We start from the raw sequence: 25813 nt of genomic DNA, 5'->3' as shown, positions 1-25813 counted from the left end.
ACACGGGAATTTTCCCAATAAAGGCTTTGCTTGCGAAAACAGAGCCTTTATTCATTCTTATTTGCAATGCTTTTCTATCAATGCGTCCACATTAACGTCTCCCAACTCCTTTGCTTTGCTAAAGCTGTCACAAGCTTCCTTATTCTTCTTTAACTGAATTTGTGCGATCCCCATCAGACGATATGCTTCTGCATATTTGGAATCTTTGGCCAAAGCAGCTTTCAGCACTTCCAATGCTTCTTCATAACGTCCGACACGGATATTTACTACCGCCAGCTCTGCACGATAAGTCAATTCATTCGGGTTCAGTTCAATGGCCTTTGTCATATCATCCAGTGCACGCTGATATTGTTTGGCTTTCAAGGCAGCCTGTTCACGATAATAATAAAACATATCATTGACATTACCTTTCACAGCTTTATAATATGCATCATAATCCAATACTGCATTACGCGCTTCACCGGCATTCATACGGACTTGTGCACGTTCCAACAGATAAGGAGCTACTTCTTCCGTATATGGTTGGGAAAGACGCATAACACAACTATCCATCAAAGCCAGCACTTCTTCAACAGGTGCCTGCATCAGTTCCTTGGTCTTTGCTGCACTAAAGAAAGTGGCCGGCGATGCCATGTTACTATGGTTCACTTTATCGTAGCAGACAAATGCCGCCGGATAATCCTGTTTGGCAAATAAAATGTCTCCCTCCAATTGCTGATAAACAGGCAAGTTCTCTATTTCCATCGCTTTCTTTATCTCTTCCAAAGCAGTATCATATGACCAGGATTTATATACCTTTTCCGGTTTTCCCAATACATAACTATATATTATTTTAGCACGGTTAAAGAAAACATCGTCTTTCTTCACGGCAACCTTCAATGCTTTATCCATGTCATCGGAAACCTTATCCATGGAAACATTGTCATTTGACATGAACATTTGCTGAGAAGCGCGGCGAAGATAACCATCTGCACTATTAGGATATTGTGCGATAAAATTATCCAGAGTCTCCATATACTTTTCCGGAGAAAGCTGTGAAGAAGCCATATAAAGAAAAACTAAGGCTTGCTCTTCCGTATCAGGTAGTGCTTTCTTGATTCCGATATTCTTCAAAGCCATATCTCCATAGGAAAACGGCGAAATATTCTGCGCCATCGCAAATTGGGCATCAATGGCATAACAAATACCAGCAGTATCTTGTCCAACAGATTGCTGAACCAATCCGAACACTTGTCCGTCCGCCGTCATCACCGGACAACTCACCATCTTCTCCTTCAAATGCATATCAAGCGTATAATAAGAATACTTATCGGCTATTTTGGTCGTTTCTTTTATTTTTCCGGCAGTATAAGAACGATTCTTTTGAGTGGAGTACGGTAACAGATATACATCGGTTCCCACCGCTGAAGCAACAGAAGCTAAAGTCAAGGCAGGAACTTTCTTTCCGGAAGTAGCAACCCGAAATCTCACCACATCATACATATCATTGGCTCCCATAATAGCCTCAACAGACATCTGTACCCCATCAGAGGTCATCACAACTGCACGCTCGGCTCCTTTAAACAAGGTATAATCCGACAAGGCAACTCCCTCTTCTGTGACAAAAAAACCGTTGCCAGTGTTCAGTATCTTATCATTACGATCATAAGTAACCACAGAAAAAACAGCACGCTTGGCTTTATCTATCCACTTCGGAGCTTGTGCCACACTCCATTGGGCCAACACACAGAGCGTGCATATCAACAGCAATTTCTTTTTCATATCTTAGTACCTTTGTTTTACAGCTTCATAAATCAAAATACCGGCAGCAACAGAAACATTCAAGGATTCGATAGTTCCCAGCATAGGTATTTTCACCCATTCGTCACACAATGCCAGATTGTCATAAGAGACCCCCCGGTCTTCAGCCCCCATAATGATGCACATCGGACCGGTATAATCAGCTTTGGTATATTCATAATCTCCTTTCTCAGTGGCTGCCACAATCCGGAAGCCACTCTCTTTGAGAAACTGAAGTGTTTCTTTCAAACTCTGCTCACGGCAAACAGGCAACGTGTGCAATGCTCCTGCCGAAGTTTTCATGGCATCCGCATTGACCGACACACTATTCTTTGCAGGAATAATCACCGCATCCACTGCTGCGCACTCGCACGTACGGGCTATGGCTCCAAAGTTACGAACATCCGTAATTCCATCAAGCATCACAAACAGCGGATTCTTTCCTTGTTCGAAAAGGAACGGTACCAGATGTTCCGTTTTCTGATACGTCACTGATGAAATAAAGGCAACCACTCCCTGATGATTTTTACGAGTTATGCGATTAATCCGCTCAACCGGAACACGCTGTACAGGTATCAATGTACCCTTCAAGACAGCGAACAATTCTTTTGACAAATCGCTCTGAATGTCTTTTTTCACCAATATCTTATCAATATCTTTTCCTGCCTGAATGGCCTCTATTACGGTACGGACGCCAAAAATCATTTCACTTTGCTCAACCATCTATTCGTTCAAATATTTATTAAGAATCTATTTTTTATTTATCGTACACTTATCACCTCTTCAGCAATGCCTTAGCATTATTCAAAGCAGCTTCTGTCAAGGTTGCTCCACTCAACATGTGAGCCAGTTCCTCTATTCTTTCTTCATCGGTCAGACGGCGAATGTGACTATTCGTTTCTGTTTCATTGTCTTGCTTATAGACTTTGTAGTGAGCGCTTCCCCGGGCAGCAATCTGCGGCAAATGAGTAATACTGATAACCTGACGGTTCTGTTCACCCATCTCTTGCATAATATCCGCCATGCGGTCAGCTATCTCACCGGAAACTCCGGTGTCTATTTCATCAAACACAATGGTAGGTAGCTTAACAGCACCTGCAATCATTGCTTTGACCGACAACATGACACGCGCAATTTCACCACCGGAAGCTACAGAAGAGATACTTTGCAAAGTTCCATTTTTATTAGCCGAAAACAAGAAATTCACAGTATCGGCTCCATGCATCCCCGGTTCCTTACGCTCTCCCATCTCCACACGGAAACGCACATTGGGCATTCCTAACGGAATCAGCCGTGCAGCCATTTGTTTCTCAACCTCACGGGCAGCCGCCATACGGGTCTCCGTAAGAAGAGCTGCCTGTTTTTGCACTTTATGATATAAAGCTTCACAGTGTTCCTTCAACTCTTCTATCTGTTCATCCGAAGAAGTTATAGCCGAAAGCCTGGCTGCATATTCATCTGTCAAATGCAGAAGTTCATCGACAGTAGATACTTGATGTTTTTGTTGAAGTGTATAAATCAGATTCAGACGCTCGTTTACTTCATCCAAACGTGCAGGATTAAATTCTATTTGTTCTTCCTTTCCGGCGACTTCCTGCGCGATATCTTTCAGTTCAATGTAAGTACTATCCAAACGTTCGACAAGTTCACCGGCAACCGGATAGACACTCTGCAAACCATGCATCGTATTCAAGCACTCTTTCAACCCTGAAAGTAAACCGCCTTCATCCGAATGTAACATTTGTCCCACTCTATATAACCCCGCTTTAATGTCTTCTGCATGGTTCAGCGTTTCAGCTTCCTGCTCCAGTTCTTCCTGCTCACCCGCTACCAATCGAGCCTCTTCCAGCTGCTCAAACTGAAAACGGATGTAATCCTCATCAGCTCTATCACGTTGCGCTTGTGCAACAAGTTCGGCCAAATCCTGCTGCACCTGCTTCCACTCACGATAAAAGCCTTGATAAGCACACAGTATCTCATCATTGTGAGATAAAATATCAAGAACATTGAGTTGAAACCCCTCCTTATTCAACAACAGATTCTGATGCTGAGAATGTACATCAATCAGCTGTTCTCCCAATTCCTTCATCTGCACCAACGAAGCCGGCGTGTCATTGATAAACCCCCGGCTTTTGCCCGAAACAGAAACCTCACGACGAAGAATACACTCTGCCTCATATTCCAGCTCATTCTCTTCAAAGAAAGGTTGCATACCATAGGCAGATATATCAAAACGGGCTTCAATCACACATTTTGAAGCTCCCGTACGAATGGATTTCACATCGGCACGTTGTCCCAACAGCAACCCGATAGCACCTAAAATAATAGACTTACCTGCACCCGTTTCACCCGTTATCACGGAAAAACCGCTATCGATATTTATATCAAGTTGCTCGATAAGTGCATAATTCTGTATATAGAGCGAATGTAACATTTTCTTGATAATTGATTCTTTAATTAAACAACCGACAACGAACAAGGAGATTGTTACCTCACTTTATTCACTCTGCTTGTTTCAGCACTTTAACCAAATAATCCACAATATCTACAGCAACCTCGGCTTTGGATTTCAATGGATAATCGGCCTTTCCTTTATCATCAATAATAGAAATCTTATTAGTATCATGGCGGAAGCCCGCTCCTTTATCATTCAGCGAATTCAAGACAATAAAATCCAGATTCTTCCGTTTGAGTTTTTCTTCTGCATTCAGCAACTCATTATTCGTTTCAAGAGCAAACCCCACTAAAACCTGTTTTCGATTATTTGCCTTATTCTTCTGTTTACCCAAGAAAGCAGCGATGTCTTGAGTGGGTTTTAAAGCCAATATCATTTCACCCGTTTTTTCCCGCTTTATTTTCTCATCAGCCACGTGTTCGGGAGTATAATCGGCTACCGCAGCAGTCAATATAGCTGCATCTGCAGAACCCCAGAAAGCGCCGGCTGCATCGTACATGTTTCCAGCCGATTCCACTTGGATATATTGAGCCATTGGAAAATACGTTGTTTGTTGAACCGGCCCTGCAATCAATATAACCTTGGCCCCACGACTTACACATTCATCGGCAAGTGCAAACCCCATCTTGCCGGATGAATAGTTGCCGATAAAACGCACGGGATCTATCTTTTCATAAGTTGGACCTGCTGTTATCATTATCGTCTTTCCAACCAACTCACCCTCTTTGGCTGCAAAATACATTTCCAAATACCTGACAATATTTTCCGGTTCCTCCATACGCCCTTTACCAACCAAATGACTGGCAAGTTCTCCTGTACCCGGCTCTATGATGTAATTACCATACGAACGAAGGATATCCAGATTTTTCTGAGTAGAAGGATGAGCAAACATATCCAAATCCATGGCAGGTGCAACAAACACAGGAGCTTTTGCAGAAAGATACGTAGTGATCAGCATATTATCTGCCACTCCATTAGCCATCTTTCCGATTGTGGAAGCTGTCGCAGGGGCTATCAAAAGGGCATCTGCCCACAGCCCCAAGTCTACATGACTGTTCCATGTGCCGTCACGCTGAGCAAAAAACTCACTGATAACCGGTTTTCCGGTCAAAGCAGATAAAGTGATGGGAGTGATAAATTCCTTGCCTGCCGGTGTAATAACGACTTGTACTTCTGCACCGCGCTTAATCAATTCACGAATAAGCAAACAGGATTTATAAGCCGCAATGCTTCCTGTAATGCCCAAAACAATTTTTTTCCCTTTTAATATATTTGCCATAACGCAGAATATTCCGAACCCTAAAAGTCCGTTTTTAACTTTTATCTTTGGTTCCTTATATTTTTTCGGATTCCTATTTTTGAGTCAATTCGCGCAAACGTATTTTAGTCAACATCGCTTTGGTATTCAATGTAAAGTCACTGTTCAGCATCCAGCCATAATAACCGGGATCACGCTTCAAAACATCAGATACCGCCATCCCTTTATATTTGCCGAAGTTGAACACTTCCACTCCTTTATCATCATAGACCATGCGGCCTGCAAAATCCACGTTTTTATTGAAATTGGAGTAGTCGGAAAGAAAAGCAATATCGTTTTGTAATTCCGGATAACGATCCAATTGCGACATCAGCACCTCATAAGTAGCACGAGTATCTGCCTCTGCCGTGTGCGCATCTTCCAGATTCTTACCACAATAGAATTGATAAGCAGCAGACAGCGTACGCTGTTCCATCTTATGGAAAATAACTTGCACATCCACAAACTTACGACGACTCATATCAATATCCACACCAGCCCGAAGGAATTCCTCGGCCAAAACCGGGATATCAAAACGATTGGAATTGAAACCTGCCAAATCACACCCTTCAATATCATTGGCTATACTACGTGCCACTTCTTTAAAAGAAGGACAATCGGCCACATCCTGGTCGTAAATACCATGGATAGCAGAAGATTCCTCCGGGATATGCATTCCGGGATTGATACGCATGGTCTTGGTCTCTTCATTCCCGTTAGGATAGACTTTAAGATAACAGATTTCAACAATCCGGTCTGAATTAATGTTGGTACCCGTAGTTTCCAAATCGAAAAAAACAATCGGATTTTTCAGATTTAATTTCATTGTTCTTCAATATTTACTGTTTTTCACCATAAAAGGACATAAGGCACAGTATCCAATAAAGTTCCGTGCTCTCATGTCCTCTCCTACGGTAAAAATTCATTTATTCCTTTAATCATTCAACATCATCGGCATCAACAACATCAATAGGTCTTCGTTCTCTTCCTGTTCCACAGGGATGATGACACCTGCACGTGACGGGTCGGCCAATTCGATAACCACTTCGTCAGCAGAGATATTATTCAGAATATCGATCAAGAAAGTAGATTTAAAGCCGATATTCATAGGATTACCCGTATACTGACAAGTCAGCGTTTCCTCTGCCGAAGTGGAAAAGTCTATATCCTGCGCAGAGATCACAATTAGATTTTGCTGCATACGTAGCTTGATGAGACTGCTTGCCTGCGATGAGAAAATGGAGACACGACGTAATGCACCAATCAACAGCTGACGATCTACAGTCACTTTATAGGGATTACCTTGCGGAATTACAGAATTGTAATTCGGATAACGCCCTTCTATCAAACGACATACCATACGGTAATTTTCCAAAGTAAACACAGCGTTGCGTTCATCGAACTCAACGGTTACCTTTCCTTGCTCTTTCGGCAACAGATTCTTCATCAAAGACGCCGGTTTTTTGGGAAGTATAAAGGCGGCACGCTCACTGCCTTTAGCAGCCACCGTTTTACAGCGCACCAATTTATGGCCATCAGATGCCACTACGGTGATATCCTCTGTCGTAATATCAAAATAAATACCGTTCATCACCGGACGAAGTTCATCATCGGCAGTAGCAAATATGGCGCGGTTAATGCCACCTAACAGGATTTGCGCATCCATTTCCACGCGTACAGCGTTGTCGCCCAACATGGCCGATTGCGGGAACTCATCGGCATTCTGCCCCATCAAACTATATTTACCGTTCTGATACTGTACAGTAATTTCAAGAGAGTCCATATTAACTTCAAAAGTCAATGGTTGCTCAGGAATTTCCTTCAAAGCATCCAACAACGTTTTGGCCGCAACGGCAAAACGTCCATCCATATCACTTTCGTTCACCTCGACTGTAGTAACCATTGTTGTTTCACTATCAGAAACTGTCGCGGATAAAGTTCCGTCTTGCAGTTCAAAGAGGAAACAATCCAAAATGGGCAATGCATTCTTTGAATTAATCACACGGCTGACAGCCTGTAAATGACTGGAAAGCGCTGTGCTTGAAACGATAAATTTCATATTTTCCGTATATTTAAGTTTTTATTTTGCTATCTATATAACTAACGGACAAAGTTAAAAAAAGAATTCCCTATGACAAAGAATTAGCAAGAAAAAACAGCCGATTATTCTTCTCGTATTCCTAAAAAATTGTAACTTCGCCGCATCATTAAACAAGAAAACAATGGAATTTACAGGAAAAGTCATCGCCATACTCCAGCCCAGAGGTGGAGTCGCCAAATCATCCGGCAACGAATGGAAAGTACAGGAATATGTGGTTGAAGACCACGGTCAATATCCACGTAAAATGTGTTTTGAGGTTTTTGGTGCCGAAAAAATCGAGCAGTTCAATATCCAAATGGGGGAAGAGTTGACCGTATCTTTCGACATAGATGCACGCCAATGGCAAGATCGCTGGTTCAACAGTATCCGAGCATGGAAAGTGGAACGTGTAAACAACACTACATCTGATCCAAGCGCTCCCCTACCTCCACCGCCAGCTCCTGCACCTACCACAGCACCAGAATTCCTTGCAGGGGATGCCAAAGAAGATTTACCTTTTTAAATCGTTTATTAAATCTCTTTTCTATAATTTTTCAAAAGAGTTCATTTTAACTGATGACGTAGATTTTTAATAAAGAGAATCTGCGTCATCAACATTTTAAAAGGCCAAGAACAGAAAGGCCTGAACCTCTTTTTTCTATTATCCTCCTTTATAGAGCAGTACGATGTTTGGATAGATAATTTTATCCGCACAAGTAAACTGCACGGCAAGCATAAAATGGCGGAAGAAATCAGCTTGCCGAAAGAAGAAGTTCGGTATCAGGCGCACATAAGCTTCCGGTTGTAACAAAATTGTTCCCATATCTGCCATCATCACAAAATTATAAACCGGCGACAGACTACCTATACCTTCTTCATAGACCGATGTCCCATCCAACACCTCTCCATTCTCTATCGCATCTATATAAGTTGAAAGACTAACCACATCAGGAGCCAGCAACAAGCTGTTCCGATAAAAACAAGCATATGTATGAAAATCCGGCTCAGCAATCCCTGTCATTTGCGCCAGCAAAGAAGTCCGTGGCAAAGCATACTTCTTATATTTCATCGCCTTAGGGTATAATGTATAGTCAAATGGTTTGGACATCGAAGAAGCCTCTTTGTCCTGCGGGATGGTATAAAGCAAAGATTGCAAACGGTGTTCTGCCAGCTGTTCGTCCTTAACAGGAATACAAACCACAGCACAAGAAGTAACATTCAGCGTATCTTTCGAGCAAAAAAGACAAGACAAGAAACTTTCAGCCGCAAAATCGTTCAAGAATGCCGTCCACTCCTCATCTCGCTGCTTTACATAATCGGAATAGGCAACTTTTGCATACTCTTGGCGTGTGGTGAAGTTCAAGAAAGAACTCCTATCCGAAATAGCCCATCGGTGATATAAAAAAGTAGTAGCCGGTAGATTGGCACCGGGAAAGCCCTCTATAGGCTTCTGGGCACGCAGTACATTCATAAAAGTAAGAGTAGAGTCTACCCCATGACTCATACCGGAACAATAAACGGCATTTTCATTGAGCTGCACTTCAAATTCCACCCAACTCCCCAAACGCATGTACGAATGAATATCATCCGTTCTTTTCCCCATTTCTACAGCTTGCATACGCACATATATCATAGCGGAAACATCATTGTGCTTATTGGTACGGATGGTACGAAAAGCAGCCTGACTCATCAAAGAATTCTTGGTACGATAAGCATCAATCACCTGCTCCACCAAGCGTTTCTGAAAGCTGACAACAAAAAAATCTGATGTGAAATACATCGTAAGGAAACGGCCGTCCGCCATAGGATAAATGCGGATTTCTTCTCCTTTATAGTCAAACGTCTTCAGGGGAAAACTACCAGAGCAATATTTCTGCACAAAAGTCTCTACCAGTTCGTAATCATCCGAACCGAGACTGCAATATAGCACCTGATTTTCCGGCGTGTCCGGTTCGTGAAAGCTAATCAACATTTTATTCATTTGCATGCTCAACCCGTGAGGAGTATCTTGCAGCAAAGTATGCAGATTTTCTTTCAGATATGAAAAGAGATCGGAGATATATAGAAAATGATTATCTTTACTACAATCCAGCCCATTGATATCTTCCATCAAATCGGCCATGTGATTGGTTTCCAAAATGGCAATTGCATCTTGAGGAACCAACGTGTAGAGGTCAAAATCACGCTGGTTTTCCACTGAATGCAACCGAAAAAATGAATACACGGCAAAACCCGTACATAATAACACTACGGATACGATGACAGCTATCTGTATAAAGAGTCGGAGTTTCATGCCCTGTTTTATCTAATTTTTGCAAAAATAATAAATTCTGCAAATAAAACAAAACAAAAGCTTTAAAAAGTTTAAAAGGTTATTTCAAGACCATCATATGCAAAATGCACATGGGATGGTAACGCTTTTTCAATATCGGCATGGAGTCCGACATGGTGACTCATATGAATAAAATAAGTTTCTTTCGCACCAATGCGTTCAGTAGCCACCAATGCTTCCGATACAGTCTGATGCGTAGGATGTGGTTCTGGTCGCAAGGCATTCATAATAAGAACCTCAACGCCTCTCAATCGCTCGAAAGATTCATCAGGCATTGTGTGCATGTCCGTAATATAACCCAGTTTTTTACCGATGCGATACCCCAGTATGGGCAGTTTACCGTGCATTACCTGCAAAGGTAGTATTTCTGTCCGGTTGATATAAAAAGGCCGGCCGGCTTCCACCTCCTCTAAATTGATACGAGGAACGCCCGGATACACTTTGTCTACAAAACAGTAAGGCATACGTGCTCGCAAATGAGCCGCAGTATTGACATCCGAATAAATAGGGATATCGGCAAAACGGCAAAACGGACGCAAGTCGTCCAACCCGCCCACATGATCATAATGCTCATGAGTAATCAGTACACCATCTATTTTTTCAAAAGAAGACACATTCAACATCTGCTGCCTGAAGTCCGGACCGCAATCTACCAGTATCACTGCATCTTCCGTATGCACCAATGAGGATGCACGCAAACGATTGTCACGTACATCAGCAGAAGTACAAACCGGACAAGTGCAACCTATCTCCGGCACTCCGGTCGATGTTCCACTTCCTAATATCCTGATTCTTCCCATAACCAATTATCAACCATCATCAGTTACCTATAAAATTTACTTCCGGATAAATTTCTATACCAAATCTTTCACGTACAGAGGTCCTCACAGCGTCCGAAAGAGCTACAATATCCGTTCCTTTTGCACCACCCAGATTTACCAAAACCAATGCTTGTTTTTCGTGCACAGCCGCCGGCCCCAACGCTTTCCCTTTCCAGCCGCATTGTTCTATCATCCAACCCGCCGGGATTTTCACATGTCCGGCATCGACATCATAGTACGGCATCGTAGGAAACATTCGCTGCAATGCTTCAAACTGCATGCGGGGCACGATAGGATTCATGAAAAAGCTCCCTGCATTTCCCAACATCTCAGGGTCGGGCAACTTACTTTGGCGAATATCGATAATCACGCGACGCAATGTACGCAAGTCCACCTGCGGATATTTTGCCAACTCTTCCCGGATTGTGCCGTAATCCAACATATAGTGCTCTTTCTTACCCAATCGAAAATTAACATAAGTCACAAACAGATCCTTCATCTCCGGTTGTTTAAAGATGCTTTTCCGATAAGCATACCCACACTCAGCTACGCTAAAGACACGTTTTTCTCCTTCAACATGTATGGTTTCCACTGAAGTTATCAGGTCTTTGACTTCCACCCCATAAGCACCTATATTCTGTACGACACTTGCACCCACTTCTCCCGGTATCAGCGAGAGATTCTCCGCACCATACCAACAGTGGTCTACACAATAAGCCACAAAATCATCCCATACCACACCAGCACCAACACGTACCCACACATTCTCCTCATCCTCTGCCGTCACTTCTATAGAATGGATATGCGAATGCAACACCGTACCTTCATAATCCGTAGTAAACAGCAGATTACTGCCACAACCAATATGCAAATAAGGCACAGTAATACGTCCTGCTGCAATCATTTCGCAAAGAGCCTCTTCCGAATCGTATTCCAAGAATCGCGCAGCAGTCACTTCAATGCCAAAAGTATTAGGTATTTTATTCAAATAAAGTTCCATTCCCTCCTTTCAATCAGCTACATACTCGTATCTTCATATTTGTACAACTCCCACTCTTCGGCTTGTCTGCGAAAATAGAAAATATTGGAATAGCCGTTGTCTATACCGTTTACTTTTAATATTTTGGTATTTGATAAATCTTCATTTTTCTGTCCGTAGTTTATATTGGATAACTTGTCGACAGGCATCACCGGACGAAACGCGTACCATTGGTTCATATCCAAGGTAGTTTCCAAAATGGAAAACTCATCGTCCGGATCAATGGTTACAAACTGCAGCGGATGACTGATATGCTTACTTTGATACACACTATCCGTCACAAAACGAGTATAGAAATCTACAAAGCTTTCATTTTCTCCTTTCTCTATTTCACGCAAGTTAATGGCTTCGAGCATCCACATGCCGTGTTTCCGTTCAAAATAGTACCTTTTCACCATACGGGTTTTCAAATATATCCATTCCACCTGCACCGATTTCAAGGCAGTATCTCCCACCAACTCCAAATCATCTTCTTCATCAAAAAGCAAAGTGTAATAACTTTGCTTAGTGAAGAGATAATCGTGTTTCCAGAAACGCTCCTCTATTTTTATCGGAGTATTCCGATTATAGTAAGGTAGAGGAAATACCGTCCTTTGCTTTTGCAAAGCATCATCCGAAGCATAACTGAAGATAAAATCATCAAACAATTCGTCTGCCTCTATCGGTTTCGGTACATCCTCTACTTCCGCCACTTTCAGCGTGTCAGCTTTCTGGTTGACGGAATCTACCATATTCGTAAGGGTAACAAAGGGATCCATCTTCGTTTTTTTATTTCCACATGAAATAAGAAAAACGAGCAACAAAAACCCCAATACTATTTTTCTCATTTTTTACGGACCGCTACAGTCACTTATTAAATTTAGCTTTCAATTTTTCCAGCATGTCCACGGTCATGGACTCCAAATTATATTGCGGCATCCAGTCCCATTCTTCACGAGCACACGAATCATCCAATGAATCGGGCCAGCTATCGGCTATGGCTTGCCGCAGAGGATCCACCTGATATGCCATTTCAAAATCGGGTATATGCTTTTTGATGGCGTTATATATTTCTTCCGGATCGAAACTCATGGAAGTAATATTGAACGCATTGCGATGCTTCAGCCTTGCCGGCGCAGCTTCCATCAGTGATATGGCAGCATTCAAGGCATCGGGCATGTACATCATGTCCATATAAGTACCCTGTTTTAATGGGCAGACAAACTTTTCGCCTTTCACTGCCGAATAGAAAATATCCACCGCATAGTCCGTAGTACCGCCACCCGGAGGGGTTACGTTGGAGATAATTCCCGGAAAACGCACCGAACGGGTATCCACGCCATACTTCGTATAATAATAATCGCTCAACAATTCCGTTGTCACTTTGGTTACGCCATACATCGTACGCGGACGCTGAATCGTGTCTTGCGGTGTCTGTATGTGGGGAGTAGCCTCGCCGAACGAACCTATGGAGCTGGGAGTAAAGACTGCACAGTTATACTCACGCGCCACTTCAAGCACGTTCCACAGTCCGTCTATACCAATCTTCCAGGCCATGGCCGGACGACTTTCCGCCACCACCGAAAGCAAAGCTGCCAGATTGTATATCGTATCTATCTTAAACTGGCGTGCCACCACTTCGATGGACTGCCGGTCGGTGACGTCTGCAATGGCCGAAGGTCCTGATGCTTTTAATTCACCTTTGGGCATAGCGCTCGGAATATATCCGGCCACCACATGATCATCACCATAGCGTTTACGCAACTCCAATGTAAGTTCCGAACCAATCTGCCCGGTTGCTCCAATTACCAAAATATTTTTCATACGATTTATTAATAAGGTATTAGTTAATTATAGAGGCACAAATATACGTACTTTTTTTTCATTTTTCTATCATTCTGCTATTGTTTATTCCAAGAAAAATGATGTCCTTTGTGAAAAATGTAACATGGACGTATTACCCTAAAAATAAAATGCTATGTACGGTAAAATGAAAGACCATCTCAGCAAGACGATTGCTGAAATCAAAGAGGCAGGACTCTATAAAGAGGAGCGACTGATTGAGAGTGCGCAACAAGCTGCCATCACAGTGAAAGGCAAGGAGGTATTGAACTTCTGCGCCAACAATTATCTGGGATTATCCAACCATCCGCGCCTGATTGCTGCTGCCCAGAAAATCATGGAACACCGCGGATACGGCATGTCATCCGTACGCTTCATTTGCGGCACGCAAGATATCCACAAAGAATTGGAAGCTGCCATCTCCGATTACTTCCGTACGGAAGACACTATTCTATACGCCGCCTGCTTCGATGCCAATGGAGGTGTATTCGAACCTCTCTTCAGCGAAGAAGATGCCATCATCTCCGATTCGCTGAATCATGCCTCCATCATTGACGGTGTACGCCTCTGCAAAGCCAAACGCTACCGCTATGCCAACGCCGACATGGCCGAACTTGAAAAATGCCTGCAAGAAGTCCAAGCTCAACGTTTCCGCATCATCGTTACCGACGGCGTGTTCTCTATGGATGGAAACGTGGCGCCGATGGACAAGATTTGCGACTTTGCCGAAAAATACGACGCACTGGTCATGGTGGACGAGTCACACTCCGCCGGGGTAGTAGGACCTACAGGACACGGCGTGAGCGAACAATATAATACTTACGGACGTGTAGACATTTATACCGGAACATTGGGTAAAGCCTTCGGCGGCGCTTTGGGCGGATTCACCACCGGACGCAAAGAAATCATTGACCTGCTGCGCCAGCGCAGCCGTCCGTATCTGTTTTCCAATTCGTTGGCACCGGGCATCATAGGCGCCAGCCTCGAAGTATTCAAGATGCTGAAAGAAAGCAATGTCCTGCACGACAAGTTGGTGGAGAACGTAAACTATTTCCGCGATAAAATGACCGCTGCCGGGTTCGACATCAAGCCAACGCAAAGTGCCATTTGCGCCGTGATGCTATACGATGCCAAGCTGTCACAGGTTTATGCGGCACGCATGCAGGAAGAAGGTATCTATGTGACCGGCTTCTACTATCCGGTTGTGCCCAAAGAGCAGGCGCGCATCCGCGTACAGATTTCAGCCGGACACGAAAAGGCGCATCTTGATAAATGTATAGCCGCATTCATTAAGGTGGGGAAAGAGTTGGGCGTACTCAAATAGGCCTTCCTATCCTTTCATCCTGACCAAAAGCAGGCAAACGGCAACAGCCGTTCATTTCCCTATACGAGTGAAGCCACTTCCCAATACGACTGAAGTGGCCTCACTCCTATTGGGAAGTAGCCTTAGTCGTATTGGGAAGGTAAGTCTCATACGGACGCAGAGGGGTGAAACTTTTAGTATCACCACACATACACATGGGAAACTATCCCTTAACCCCGGTATTTACCAAAGAAACAAAGCGTTTTAAGCCCTCTCTCAAGACAGCATGCGGACAAGCTATATTCCAACGCATGAATCCCTCTCCCTCCAAACCATACATTGTTCCGGCGTTAAGCCATAATCCGACTTCATCTACCAGTTTCTTCTCAAGTTCTTCCGACGGAATGCCGAGTACGCTGCAGTCCATCCACACAAGATAAGTTCCTTCCAACGTAGCTATTGGAAATCCGGGCAGATACTCCCGACAAAATTCTTGCATATAGAGATAGTTTCCATGCAAGTATGCCACAAGTTGCATAAGCCACTCCTCTCCTTCGTTATAGGCAGCTTCGGTGGCAATGATACCGAACGGATTGACATCGCACACTTCGTTATCGTTGATTGCCCTGTCTATCTTCAGCCTGAGTTTATCATCGGAGCAGACAATATTGGCAATCTGTAGCCCGGCAATATTGAACGCCTTACTGGGTGAGATGCAAGTTACGCAATGTTGCAGAAAATTGTCCGAGATGGAAGCAAACGGCGTATAGGTATGGCCCGGGAAAACCAACTCGCAATGAATTTCGTCAGCAATCACTGTGACGCCGTGGCGGATGCAAATCTCGCCGATGCGAACCAGCTCTTCGCGCTTCCAAACCCGTCCTGCGGGATTGTGCGGGTTGCAAAGAAGCATCACTTTAACTTTAGAATCGGCCGCCTTCCGCTCCAAATCATCGTAATCAATGGTAAAGGTATTATCCGCATGGAGCAATGGCGAGGAAACCATTTCACATCCGTTATTACGAATTGAAGAAAAGAAGCAGTTGTAGACCGGTGTCTGTACCAGCACCTTGTCACCCGGCCGGGTCAAGGCTTTGATAATAGCCGAGATAGCGGGTACTACCCCTGATGTGTAAATAATCCATTCACGGTCTATTTGAAAACCGTGGCGCCGGGCAAACCAACCTGTGACGGCCTCATAATAGCTATCAGGCACACGAGTATAACCGAAGATGCCATGCGCCACACGACGTTGCAAGGCTTCAACGATTGAGGGAGCCGTATGGAAGTCCATATCGGCCACCCACATAGGCAGTACATCTTCACTCTTTGCGCTATCCCACTTGTAGGAATTGGTTCCGCGCCGTGAAATTTGTTTATCGAAATCGAATTTCATACACTTCTGCTTTTAGTCGCTAAAGCAAGTACGCTCATCCCTGAGACGAATCTCACAATCAGCCGGGGCTTTGATATTCTCGTCAATCGTCACCGAACCAAATTCATCGGCCACGATACGACCCGACATCGGGTTTTTAATGTTGGTGATGGCTCCGCGAATATCGGCCTGCAATGTACTATACTCAAACGCACGGTCACAATCAGAATCGAAAGTACAATTCTCCAGCACGAGGTCGTGCGCATAGCAAAGCGGTTGTTCGCCGGTGATGTGGCAATTCACCAAACGCAGGTTCTTCGAGTGCCAGCCAAGGTATTCGCCGTTAAGCTCCGAATCGTAGATTGTTACATTTTCCACCTCCCAAAAAGCATCTTTAGTCGTAATTTTAGCATTGTGAATCTCCACATTCTTCACATACTGGAAGACGTACTTGCTATCAGTCTCCAACCCGTCCACATAGATATTGTTGCTGAACATGAACGGATAAGTACCACCGTACATTTTGAGATTCCGAATGTGTATATCGTTACACCGCCAAAACACCTCATCGGCATCGTTCAACACCACATTCTCAATAGCAATCTCGGTCATCTCACGGAACATTTTAGGAGCATCTATCACCGTGTCTGTCATCTTCAGATGGTCGCTATACCACAATGCCGAACGGCCTCCGACATCGAAATAGCAACGGTCTATTTTAAACCCGTGAACATGCCAGAAAGGATAGTTCCCCTCGAAACGACATTCCACCGCTTCAATGTTACTGCACTCTTTAATGGCCGATTCACCGGTACGGATGACTACATTCTCCAAACGAAGATCATGCGACGCAAACAGCGGACGTTCACCTCCGAATTCGGTATCTTTAATAAGTTTCATTTGAGATATTATTTTAATTGTTTATCATTATTTACTTCAAGAAATATCCGTCCGATAGGATGCAGCCCCTCATCTTTAGCAAAAGTAAACCGCTTATCCCGAATTCAGGTATATATATTCTTCATCCACCGTTCCCGCTTCAAGCGAATAAGGAAAATCATGCCTCGGAAACATAACTCGACACACATGGCAATCCATACGCCTTTGAGTCCCAACGTCGGAGCAAGCAAGGCTGCCAAGGATAACCGAACAATCCAAATACTGAAAAAGTTCATCAGACACGGAACAAGTGTGTCAGCCGCGCCAACAAATACACCGTAGCCCACAATCGAGGCTGCAAACATAGGTTCGGCAAACGCCTCGATGCGCAAAACCATGATACCCAGCTCGCGAATCTCTTCAACGGGTGTCATCAATCCGATAATTTGCGGAGCAAAAATATACATGGCCACTCCCATTACACCCATGATTGCCATACCCATAAATACGGTAATACGGGCAAAACTCCGCGTCAGCCGGCGACGTTTCGCACCCAAACTTTGACCGACCAGCGTCGTGGCAGCATCAGCAATCCCGTAGCCGGGCATATAGCAAAGGCTCTCGGCCGTGATGGCAAATGAATTGGCGGCAATGGCAAAAACTCCCAATGGGGCCACGATGACCGTTGTCATAATCTGTGCACCACAAATGACAAAGTGTTCTAATCCCATCGGAAGACTGATACGAAGCGCCCTTTTCAAGGTCTTTGTTTTCGGTTGGAAACCTCCTCGTTCTCCGCCCAGTTTCAACTCATCGGAGCGGTTCCAAAGATACCATAACAATATTCCGGCAACAACCGTTTCGGCAGCGACCGTACCCAATGCCGCACCAACCACACCCAGTCCTGCACCCGGCATCGTGAAAGAGTAACTTGCCAGACTCCACTCGCGCGAAGGAAAAATCAGAAAGAAATTGAAGACAACATCCAATATACACATCGTTACCCCAAGCATACTCGGTACGTGCATATTACCACTGCACCGCAACATGCCTCCAGCCAGGAAATTCATCTGCAAGGCAGGCAGAAAAAACGAAAATATAAGAAAATAGAGCGAAGCATTCTGCCGAATGGAAACATCGCCTCCCAACCAGCCGGGAAGTGCATCACTAATCGCCACGCCAAGCATAGCCAACAAAAGGCTGAAGCCAAGTGTGGCAATCAGCGATTGCCGCAACACCGCCCGCGCACCTTGCATATCGCCCGCACCGATTTTATGAGCTACTTGCACGGAGAATCCCGTAGCGGCAGCCACACACAGTCCCCAAAAAAGCCACGTGGTTGTCGACACCAAGCCTATGGAGGCTGATGCCTCGGCACCGAGGCTTCCCACCATGGCGGCATCGATATACTGCATGATGATGGAAGATAATTGCGCAATAACAGCCGGTATACTGAGCTGCACAGTCAGACGTAACTGTTGTCCCAGCGTCATCGGTTTCCCATCGCGAATCAACGCAAGCAGACGATTTGTTTTTTCAGCCCGTGTTGTCATCTGCTATGTTCTTTGAAGAATTTAACATCACGCAGCCAATAGGCAAAATATGCATCCGCAATTCCATACTTTGCATCATAAAACAGCTGAAGTTCTACAATCGGTGTCAATAAATCAACCCTATGTTTTGTATTTGAGCCGGAGCGCATAAAATTATCCGGTTGGTTGGGTGTTGGATATCCTAAGTCTTGTTTTTCGGCAATCAAGGCCATACAATAATATTCGTTATTCTCCATTTCTGTGGATAAATATAGCAAATTAACCGATGCTATGCAGCAAAGCAACTACAAGTAGAAGATATAAAAAAACCATATCACACTCTTCTATCAGAGAAATGATATGGTTTTTATCATTAACTATAAAAATTGTGCAAATCTTGATTTATTTACGTTCGCCGAGTTTGGCATCCACAAAGAAGATTCCGGCATCACCTGCTTTTTTAATCATATCCACAATACCTGCAGTGGTAGCTTCTTCCTCCACTTGCTCGCGAATAAATCCCCACAAGAAGTCTTGTGTAGCCTTATCTTTTTCAGCGGCAGCCACGTCTACCAACTCGTCAATCAGCTTAGATATACGGCATTCGTGTTCATAAACCTGTTCGAACACCTCCAACGGAGTACCGAAATCATTGGGAACAACATCCACCTTGTCCAGCTTTGCCGCACCACCACGTTTGATGATGTAAGAAGCCATTTCACAAGCATGTGCTTTTTCCTCAGAAGATTGTTTTCTCAACCAAGAAGCCATACCACAATAACCTTCTTTCTCCATATAGAAAGACATTGCCAAATAAAGGTTGGACGACCACAACTCGGCTGTAATCTGCCCATTAATTGCTTTTTGTAATTTTTCTGTAATCATAATCGTAACTAATAAATTTGAAACTACTACAAAAATAACAAGTCTCCATTCAGTTTGTTCACTTTATATCTTTTTTAACTCGCAGATGACATCGGTTTCGCAGGGAAAAGACATTCATACTAACTCATCCGAAGTATACCCTTTCGGTAACTCCCGACAATTATAACCCGAAGCCATAATTTCACCGTAAGCGCCCGCCGAACGGAGGGCGATAAAGTCCCCACGTCTCACACCATTCAAATCAACGGCCTTGCCAAACACATCGGATGACTCGCATATAGGCCCCACCACATCATAAGTCTGCATTTGGTCATCCGATGTGATATTCTCTATCTTATGATAAGCCTGATAAAGTGCCGGGCGAATCAAATCCGTCATATCGGCATCTAAAATGGCAAATTGCTTATTGGCGCCTTGCTTCACATAGAGCACACGTGAAATCAAAGACCCGCACTGCCCTACCACAGAACGTCCCAACTCAAAATGAAGTGTCTGGTGAGGACGTAAATTCAAATGGTTATCGTATAATTCGAAATAGCTCCGAAAATCGGGTACCGGCTGGCGATTGGGATGACCGTAGTCAATTCCCAGCCCTCCACCGACATTGATATGGTTGATACGGATACGGCGTGCTTCCAACTTATCCTGCAATTCATTGACACGATTGCACAAAGCCACAAAATCGCCCATATCCAATATTTGAGAACCAATATGAAAATGTAATCCGATGAAACATACATTCTTCATCCCTTGTGCAACATCAATCACATGATCGATATCCTGCATACTGATACCAAACTTGTTTTCGGCCAATCCGGTAGTGATATTTGCATGAGTATGAGCACCTACATTGGGATTGATACGGAATGCCACATTGGGCATTTTTCCTTTAGCTCCCGCCAGTTCATTGATAATTTCCAGCTCCGGAACAGACTCTACATTAAAACAAAAGATATCATGATCTAATCCCAGATTAATTTCCCAATCGGCTTTTCCAACACCCGCAAATACTATTTTATCGGCCGGGAAACCCGCTTTGATAGCTGCATGAATCTCACCGCCGCTCACGCAATCGGCGCCAAGTCCATTCTCGCGAATAATGGCAAGAACTTTGGGATTCGCATTCGCCTTTACAGCATAATGCACTGCATAGTTACCATACTTTGCCACCTCCTCACGAATGCAGGCAAGCGTATCGCGTAATACCTTCGTATCATAATAATAGAAGGGCGTACGTAAGTCTCGAAATTTATTGATGGGAAATATTCCTTTCATCTGTGTATCCTGTTATCCGGTTTTAAAAAAGCGCTTTTATCAAAAAGGTAAAAGCGCTTTGGTTTTATATATCTTTTCTGTTATTGTACTTCGCCGAACAGAGCGTTACTAAGCGATTGTAAAGCCGCTTTCTTATCCTCCTCCCGAATGAGGAATGAGATGTTATAATTACTGCCGCCGAAAGATATCATTCGAACAGGAATCTCGCGCATTGCGTCCAATGCTTTGGCTTCAAAGCCCACATTCTCCCACTCCAAATCGCCCACGACACAGATAATGCACATGTCCTTATCCACAGTCACCGTTCCGTATTTCTTCAAGTCGTCCAAAATCTCGTTAAGGTGCTTAACGTTATCAATAGACACCGATACACCCACTTCCGAAGTACAAATCATGTCAATGGAAGTCTGATAACTTTCAAAGATTTCAAACACCTTGCGCAAAAAGCCGTGTGCAAGCAGCATGCGACTGGATTTAATCTTGATAGCCGTGATATTCTCCTTGGCAGCCACAGCCTTGATTTTTCCCTTCTCCGTATCATTTGAAATCAATGTACCCGGAGCAGTGGGTGCCATCGTATTGAGAAGCCGTACGGGTATATTGGCATATTTGGCCGGCTGAATGCAAGTAGGATGCAGAATCTTGGCACCGAAATAAGCCAATTCGGCTGCCTCTTCAAAATGCAGATGACGTACGGGAGAAGTCTTATCAACGATACGCGGGTCGTTGTTGTGCATGCCGTCAATATCCGTCCAAATTTGTATTTCAGAAGCATTGATAGCCGCTCCAATCAGGGATGCGGTATAGTCGCTTCCTCCACGTTGCAGATTATCGATCTCACCATAAGCATTACGACAGATATATCCTTGCGTAATATAAATATCAGCATCCGGGTGTAATTCCAGCTGAACATTCAATTTTTCTTTGATATAAACGGGATCGGGTTCTGCATTTTTGTCCGTACGCATATATTCTAAAGCCGGAAGCAATACCGATTTTATGCCGCATTCCTGCAAATAATAGTTCATCATGGCAGTAGAAATCAACTCACCCTGTGCCAGCACCACCTTCTCTTCAAACAATGTAAAAAGGTCTTTGGTATAAGAACGGATATAATCAAAATGAGACTTGATCAGTTCGCGTCCTTTCTGTTTATACTCCGGAGTGGCAAAAAGCTCCTCAATATGCTGGCGATATTTGCTCTCCAGTTTATTGATAATTTCGTTGGCCCCCTCCGGATTCTTCTTGTACAGATAGTCCGAAATCTCAACCAATGTGTTTGTGGTACCCGACATGGCAGATAGAACCACAATCTTACATTCACCATCGGTAATTAATTTGGCAACCTCCTTCATGCGAGCTGCCGAGCCTACTGAAGTACCTCCAAACTTTAAAACTTTCATTTTCGTTCCTGTATTAAATTTATGTATATAAAAATCTATTCACTATTATCCCACCACCGATGCAAGAGTAGCATATTCCGTTGTAACATCCGTCATCAAGTGGTCTACGCAGCGATAAACCTTGCCGGGAAAATCACACAGCAATTGCAAGTTATGTGTCGTCATCACTACTAAAGAACCGGCTTGACTGATGTTGTGCAACAACTCCGTTATGGCACGTCCGGTTTCTGCATCCAGATTTCCGGTAGGTTCATCCGCCAGAATTATCTCCGGAGAATTGAGTACGGCACGGGCAATTACGATGCGTTGCTGTTCACCTCCGGACAATTCATTAGGCAACTTATATCCCTTATTACTCATACCAACAAGTTCCAACACTTCTTCAATACGATCTTTTATCTCGCCTTTGTTTTTCCAACCGGTGGCACGAAGAACAAACGCTAAATTATCATAGACCGTACGGTCGGTCAATAACTGGAAGTCCTGAAAAACAATACCCAATTTGCGGCGCAGTTGCGGAATATGCTTCCGCTTGATATGAAGCATATCATGCCCTAATACTTGAGCTTCACCCGACACGATATCCAATTCACCGTAAAAAGTCTTGAGCAAACTTGTTTTACCCGAACCGACCTTACCAATCAAATAGACAAAGTCTCCTTTGTAAAGTTCCAAGTTAACTTCGTTGAGCACGCATAACTCTTGTTGATGTATCGCAACGTCTTTATATCGAATCAGTACTTCACTGCTCATCACCGCTTTTAGCTTTTATAATTACTACTTTAATGTTTTTTCCAAGTGGCGCTATGACGTTCTTCCAGTTCGCGAGCCAAATCTTCGATGCCATACCCTTTGGAAGTAAGCAGAACAATCAGGTGATACAACAGGTCTGCTCCCTCATAAATCAAACGTTCATCTGTTCCGTTGCAGGCCTCAATAACTGTTTCTACCGCTTCCTCACCTACTTTTTGTGCCATTTTGTTGACTCCGGATTGAAACAAGCTGGTAGTATATGACCCTTCGGGCATTTCTTCATAGCGTCTGCTGATAAAGTCCTGAAGTTGTTTCAAGAACATGACGGGTTGCTCGTTCTTCTCTCCCCAGCAAGTATCAGTACCGGTGTGGCAAACAGGACCTTCGGGATGTACCTGAATGAGCAGTGTGTCCTGATCACAATCTTCCTTGACAGAAACCACATGCAGGAAATTTCCGCTTTCCTCACCTTTTGTCCACAAACGATTCTTGGTACGGCTGAAGAAAGTCACCTTTCCGCTTTCCATAGTTTTGTCATAAGCGTCTTTATTCATAAAGCCCAGCATCAGTACCTTTGCAGTATCTGCATCTTGTATCACAGCCGGAACAAGTCCGTTCATTTTGTCAAAATCCAACATTTCAGATATTAATTATTAAAAATCAAATGTTATCACATCAAGCGCATAGAAATCCCTTGGCTGCAAAGATACGATTTTAATTCGGGAATTTTGATTTCTCCGAAGTGAAAAACGCTGGCTGCCAAGGCTGCATCTGCTTTTCCTTGGAGAAAAACATCGCGAAAGTGCTCTTTGCAACCTGCCCCTCCCGATGCTATGACAGGAATGGAAAGTTGTCCGGCCAAAACAGAAAGAGCTTCATTGGCATAGCCGTTCTTTACACCGTCATGATTCATGCTTGTAAACAAGATCTCGCCCGCCCCCCGTTCCTGCGCTTCCGCAGTCCATGAATACAGTTCTTTATCCGTTTCTACACGTCCGCCATTCAAATAGCACCACCAGCCCTTTTCTGTCTGTTTTGCATCTACTGCCAACACGCACACTTGTGATCCGAAATGCTTAGCAATTTCGTCTATCAATTCCGGACGACGGATGGCAGAAGAATTAATGGATATTTTATCGGCACCGGCATTCAGCAACCTGTCCACATCGCCCAGTTCATTGATTCCTCCACCTACGGTAAAAGGAATACTGATGTTTGCCGCTATGCGTTTCACCAGTTCCGTAAATGTTTTCCGCCCTTCGAAACTGGCTGTAATATCTAAAAAAACCAACTCATCCGCTCCTTGTTCGCTATAAGCCCGTGCCAATTCAACAGGATCTCCTGCATGGCGTAGATTCACGAAATTGGTTCCTTTTACAGTCTGCCCGTCTTTTATATCAAGACAGGGAATGATTCTTTTTGCTAACACAACTCTTTTTTCAAATTAATGATTTCTATTTGAACCGAAAGTTTCCTTATAAAAAGTCTTCCAAATCTTTCAATGTGATGCGTCCTTCGTACAAAGCTTTGCCAAAAATAACGGCAGGTACACCGGCTACTTCCAGTTCCCGAATATCATCGGCACAACTCACACCTCCACTGGCTATCAAAAACAAGCCGGGGTATTGCTCCAATACCTCTCTGTACAAAGTCGTAGACGGACCTTGTAACATTCCGTCGCAACTGATATCTGTACAGATTACTTTACGAACGCCTTTTTCTACGTATTCTTTCAAAAACGGGAACAACTCACAAGCACTTTCATCTTTCCAACCGTTAACAGCTATTTTCCGGTCCTTCACATCCGCACCAAGAATAATCTTCTCCGGGCCGTATGCCTGAAGCCAACCGCAAAACAACTCAGGATTCTTGACCGCAACACTGCCACCGGTCACCATCGTTGCACCGTTCTCAAAAGCTATCCTCAAATCCTCGTCGCTCTTTATTCCCCCACCGAAATCTATAATCAGAGAAGTGTTCACGGCAATTTGCTCTAATGTTCGGTAGTTCACTACATGATGTGAAGCAGCACCGTCCAAATCCACGACATGGAGCCTACGGATGCCGTGAGCTTCCAGTTCCTTAGCTACCTCTACCGGATTTTCATTGTACACTTTCTTACTTTCATAATCACCTTGAGAAAGACGTACACACTTTCCGTCGATGATATCGATGGCGGGAATCAGTTCTATCATAATGTCAAAAAATTCTGTAAGATACGTTCACCCACATCTCCACTCTTTTCGGGATGGAACTGGGTGGCATAAAAATTATCTTTATGCAAGGCTGCACTGAACGGAAGGACATAGTTTGTCACAGCTGCCGTGCAGTCGTTCAACGGAACGTAATAACTATGCACGAAGTACACATACTCCTCTTTTGAAAGACCTTTGAAGAGGTTGCAGTTGGCTTGCTCGATGGTATTCCACCCCATGTGAGGAACCTTTTCCTCCGGTTTCAAGGAAACGAAACGCTTCACGTCGGCATCGAAAATGCCAAGACAGTCCACATCTCCCTCTTCCGAATGGCGACACATCAGTTGCATGCCCAAACAAATACCCAATACCGGTTGTTTCAGGTCTTTTATCAACCTATCCATTCCACCGGCACGCAAAAAGTTCATGGTTGTTTCCGCCTCGCCCACTCCGGGAAAAATAACCTTATCGGCAGCTCGTAACGCAGCTTCATCTGCCGTAATCACGGCTTCCACTCCCAGGCGTTTCAAGGCGTAATCCACCGAACGTATATTGCCGGCATTGTATTTGACAATTGCAACCTTCATCT

At 44.0% G+C, this 25813-nt stretch carries 25 protein-coding genes; 2 read left to right on the top strand and 23 right to left on the bottom strand.

The window, feature by feature from the left end; all coding sequences use genetic code 11:
• Window positions 1-57: 57 nt before the first annotated feature.
• The 6 genes from EV202_RS09020 to dnaN form a co-directional block, all read right to left on the bottom strand.
• Window positions 58-1761 (bottom strand): serine protease, encoded by a 1704-nt coding sequence (locus EV202_RS09020; RefSeq protein WP_131926806.1) that lies wholly within the window; start codon window positions 1759-1761, stop codon window positions 58-60.
• 3 nt (window positions 1762-1764) lie between these two features.
• Window positions 1765-2502 carry a 23S rRNA (guanosine(2251)-2'-O)-methyltransferase RlmB gene (gene rlmB / locus EV202_RS09015; protein ID WP_131926804.1) on the bottom strand — a complete coding sequence of 246 codons (738 nt, stop codon included), beginning with the start codon at window positions 2500-2502 and terminating at the stop codon, window positions 1765-1767.
• Window positions 2503-2554: 52 nt separating this feature from the next.
• Entirely contained in the window at window positions 2555-4213 is a 1659-nt protein-coding gene (gene recN / locus EV202_RS09010; protein WP_106070119.1) for a DNA repair protein RecN, read from the bottom strand.
• A 67-nt stretch (window positions 4214-4280) separates the two neighbouring features.
• Window positions 4281-5513 (bottom strand): bifunctional phosphopantothenoylcysteine decarboxylase/phosphopantothenate--cysteine ligase CoaBC, encoded by a 1233-nt coding sequence (gene coaBC, locus EV202_RS09005; protein WP_106070118.1) that lies wholly within the window; start codon window positions 5511-5513, stop codon window positions 4281-4283.
• A 73-nt stretch (window positions 5514-5586) separates the two neighbouring features.
• A complete protein-coding gene (locus tag EV202_RS09000) occupies window positions 5587-6357 on the bottom strand; it encodes a 3'-5' exonuclease (RefSeq protein ID WP_106070117.1) in 771 nt (256 codons plus the stop codon).
• Between the two features lie 108 nt (window positions 6358-6465).
• Window positions 6466-7590: a DNA polymerase III subunit beta gene (gene dnaN, locus EV202_RS08995; RefSeq protein WP_106070116.1), complete on the bottom strand. Its 1125-nt coding sequence runs from the start codon at window positions 7588-7590 to the stop codon at window positions 6466-6468.
• Window positions 7591-7753: 163 nt separating this feature from the next.
• Between dnaN and EV202_RS08990 the strand changes: the two genes are divergently transcribed.
• Window positions 7754-8134: a DUF3127 domain-containing protein gene (locus EV202_RS08990; RefSeq protein ID WP_106070115.1), complete on the top strand. Its 381-nt coding sequence runs from the start codon at window positions 7754-7756 to the stop codon at window positions 8132-8134.
• 138 nt (window positions 8135-8272) lie between these two features.
• On the opposite strand, the gene EV202_RS08985 is transcribed toward EV202_RS08990, so the two are convergent.
• From EV202_RS08985 to EV202_RS08965, 5 genes are all read right to left on the bottom strand, one after another.
• Window positions 8273-9904 (bottom strand): DUF3352 domain-containing protein, encoded by a 1632-nt coding sequence (locus EV202_RS08985; protein WP_131926802.1) that lies wholly within the window; start codon window positions 9902-9904, stop codon window positions 8273-8275.
• A gap of 71 nt (window positions 9905-9975) precedes the next feature.
• Entirely contained in the window at window positions 9976-10743 is a 768-nt protein-coding gene (locus EV202_RS08980) for an MBL fold metallo-hydrolase (protein WP_106070113.1), read from the bottom strand.
• Between the two features lie 19 nt (window positions 10744-10762).
• Entirely contained in the window at window positions 10763-11764 is a 1002-nt protein-coding gene (murB, locus tag EV202_RS08975) for a UDP-N-acetylmuramate dehydrogenase (RefSeq protein ID WP_131926800.1), read from the bottom strand.
• A 17-nt stretch (window positions 11765-11781) separates the two neighbouring features.
• Window positions 11782-12630, bottom strand: coding sequence for a DUF4348 domain-containing protein (locus tag EV202_RS08970; protein WP_106070111.1), 849 nt, complete (start codon window positions 12628-12630; stop codon window positions 11782-11784).
• 19 nt (window positions 12631-12649) lie between these two features.
• The gene (locus EV202_RS08965) at window positions 12650-13606 is read right to left on the bottom strand and encodes an NAD-dependent epimerase/dehydratase family protein (protein WP_106070110.1); all 957 of its coding nucleotides are present in this window, start codon (window positions 13604-13606) and stop codon (window positions 12650-12652) included.
• Between the two features lie 154 nt (window positions 13607-13760).
• Here EV202_RS08965 and kbl point away from each other — a divergent pair, with 154 nt between their 5' ends.
• Complete coding sequence (gene kbl, locus EV202_RS08960) at window positions 13761-14948, top strand: glycine C-acetyltransferase (protein ID WP_131926798.1); 1188 nt, start codon at window positions 13761-13763, stop codon at window positions 14946-14948.
• A gap of 202 nt (window positions 14949-15150) precedes the next feature.
• Here the strand turns inward: kbl and EV202_RS08955 are convergent, their stop codons facing one another.
• The 12 genes from EV202_RS08955 to hisH all read right to left on the bottom strand — a co-directional run bounded on the left by EV202_RS08955 (window position 15151) and on the right by hisH (window position 25811).
• Window positions 15151-16323, bottom strand: a complete 1173-nt coding sequence (locus tag EV202_RS08955) for a MalY/PatB family protein (RefSeq protein ID WP_131926796.1) — start codon at window positions 16321-16323, stop codon at window positions 15151-15153.
• 12 nt (window positions 16324-16335) lie between these two features.
• Complete coding sequence (locus EV202_RS08950; protein ID WP_131926794.1) at window positions 16336-17202, bottom strand: DUF3737 family protein; 867 nt, start codon at window positions 17200-17202, stop codon at window positions 16336-16338.
• A 104-nt stretch (window positions 17203-17306) separates the two neighbouring features.
• Window positions 17307-18734, bottom strand: a complete 1428-nt coding sequence (locus EV202_RS08945) for an MATE family efflux transporter (RefSeq protein WP_131926792.1) — start codon at window positions 18732-18734, stop codon at window positions 17307-17309.
• Window positions 18731-18970 carry a hypothetical protein gene (locus EV202_RS08940; protein WP_131926790.1) on the bottom strand — a complete coding sequence of 80 codons (240 nt, stop codon included), beginning with the start codon at window positions 18968-18970 and terminating at the stop codon, window positions 18731-18733. Before EV202_RS08940 ends, EV202_RS08945 begins: the two co-directional genes overlap by 4 nt.
• 145 nt (window positions 18971-19115) lie before the next feature.
• Complete coding sequence (locus EV202_RS08935; RefSeq protein ID WP_106070104.1) at window positions 19116-19598, bottom strand: ferritin; 483 nt, start codon at window positions 19596-19598, stop codon at window positions 19116-19118.
• A 114-nt stretch (window positions 19599-19712) separates the two neighbouring features.
• Window positions 19713-20873 carry a diaminopimelate decarboxylase gene (gene lysA, locus EV202_RS08930; protein WP_131926788.1) on the bottom strand — a complete coding sequence of 387 codons (1161 nt, stop codon included), beginning with the start codon at window positions 20871-20873 and terminating at the stop codon, window positions 19713-19715.
• 80 nt (window positions 20874-20953) lie between these two features.
• Window positions 20954-22276, bottom strand: a complete 1323-nt coding sequence (locus EV202_RS08925) for an aspartate kinase (RefSeq protein WP_106070102.1) — start codon at window positions 22274-22276, stop codon at window positions 20954-20956.
• Between the two features lie 45 nt (window positions 22277-22321).
• Entirely contained in the window at window positions 22322-23029 is a 708-nt protein-coding gene (locus EV202_RS08920; protein WP_106070101.1) for a cell division ATP-binding protein FtsE, read from the bottom strand.
• A 29-nt stretch (window positions 23030-23058) separates the two neighbouring features.
• Window positions 23059-23667: a bifunctional phosphoribosyl-AMP cyclohydrolase/phosphoribosyl-ATP diphosphatase HisIE gene (gene hisIE / locus EV202_RS08915; RefSeq protein ID WP_131926786.1), complete on the bottom strand. Its 609-nt coding sequence runs from the start codon at window positions 23665-23667 to the stop codon at window positions 23059-23061.
• Window positions 23668-23699: 32 nt separating this feature from the next.
• Window positions 23700-24458: an imidazole glycerol phosphate synthase subunit HisF gene (gene hisF, locus EV202_RS08910; RefSeq protein ID WP_106070099.1), complete on the bottom strand. Its 759-nt coding sequence runs from the start codon at window positions 24456-24458 to the stop codon at window positions 23700-23702.
• A 46-nt stretch (window positions 24459-24504) separates the two neighbouring features.
• The gene (hisA, locus tag EV202_RS08905) at window positions 24505-25224 is read right to left on the bottom strand and encodes a 1-(5-phosphoribosyl)-5-[(5-phosphoribosylamino)methylideneamino]imidazole-4-carboxamide isomerase (RefSeq protein WP_131926784.1); all 720 of its coding nucleotides are present in this window, start codon (window positions 25222-25224) and stop codon (window positions 24505-24507) included.
• On the bottom strand, window positions 25221-25811 hold the full coding sequence (gene hisH / locus EV202_RS08900; protein ID WP_106070594.1) for an imidazole glycerol phosphate synthase subunit HisH: 591 nt from the start codon (window positions 25809-25811) through the stop codon (window positions 25221-25223). Before hisH ends, hisA begins: the two co-directional genes overlap by 4 nt.
• Window positions 25812-25813 lie beyond the last annotated feature (2 nt).

The organism is Prevotella heparinolytica (assembly GCF_004342845.1).
Taxonomy (GTDB): domain Bacteria; phylum Bacteroidota; class Bacteroidia; order Bacteroidales; family Bacteroidaceae; genus Bacteroides; species Bacteroides heparinolyticus.
Note: the sequence above shows the minus strand (reverse complement) of the source record. Positions and strands in the feature narration are given on the sequence as shown.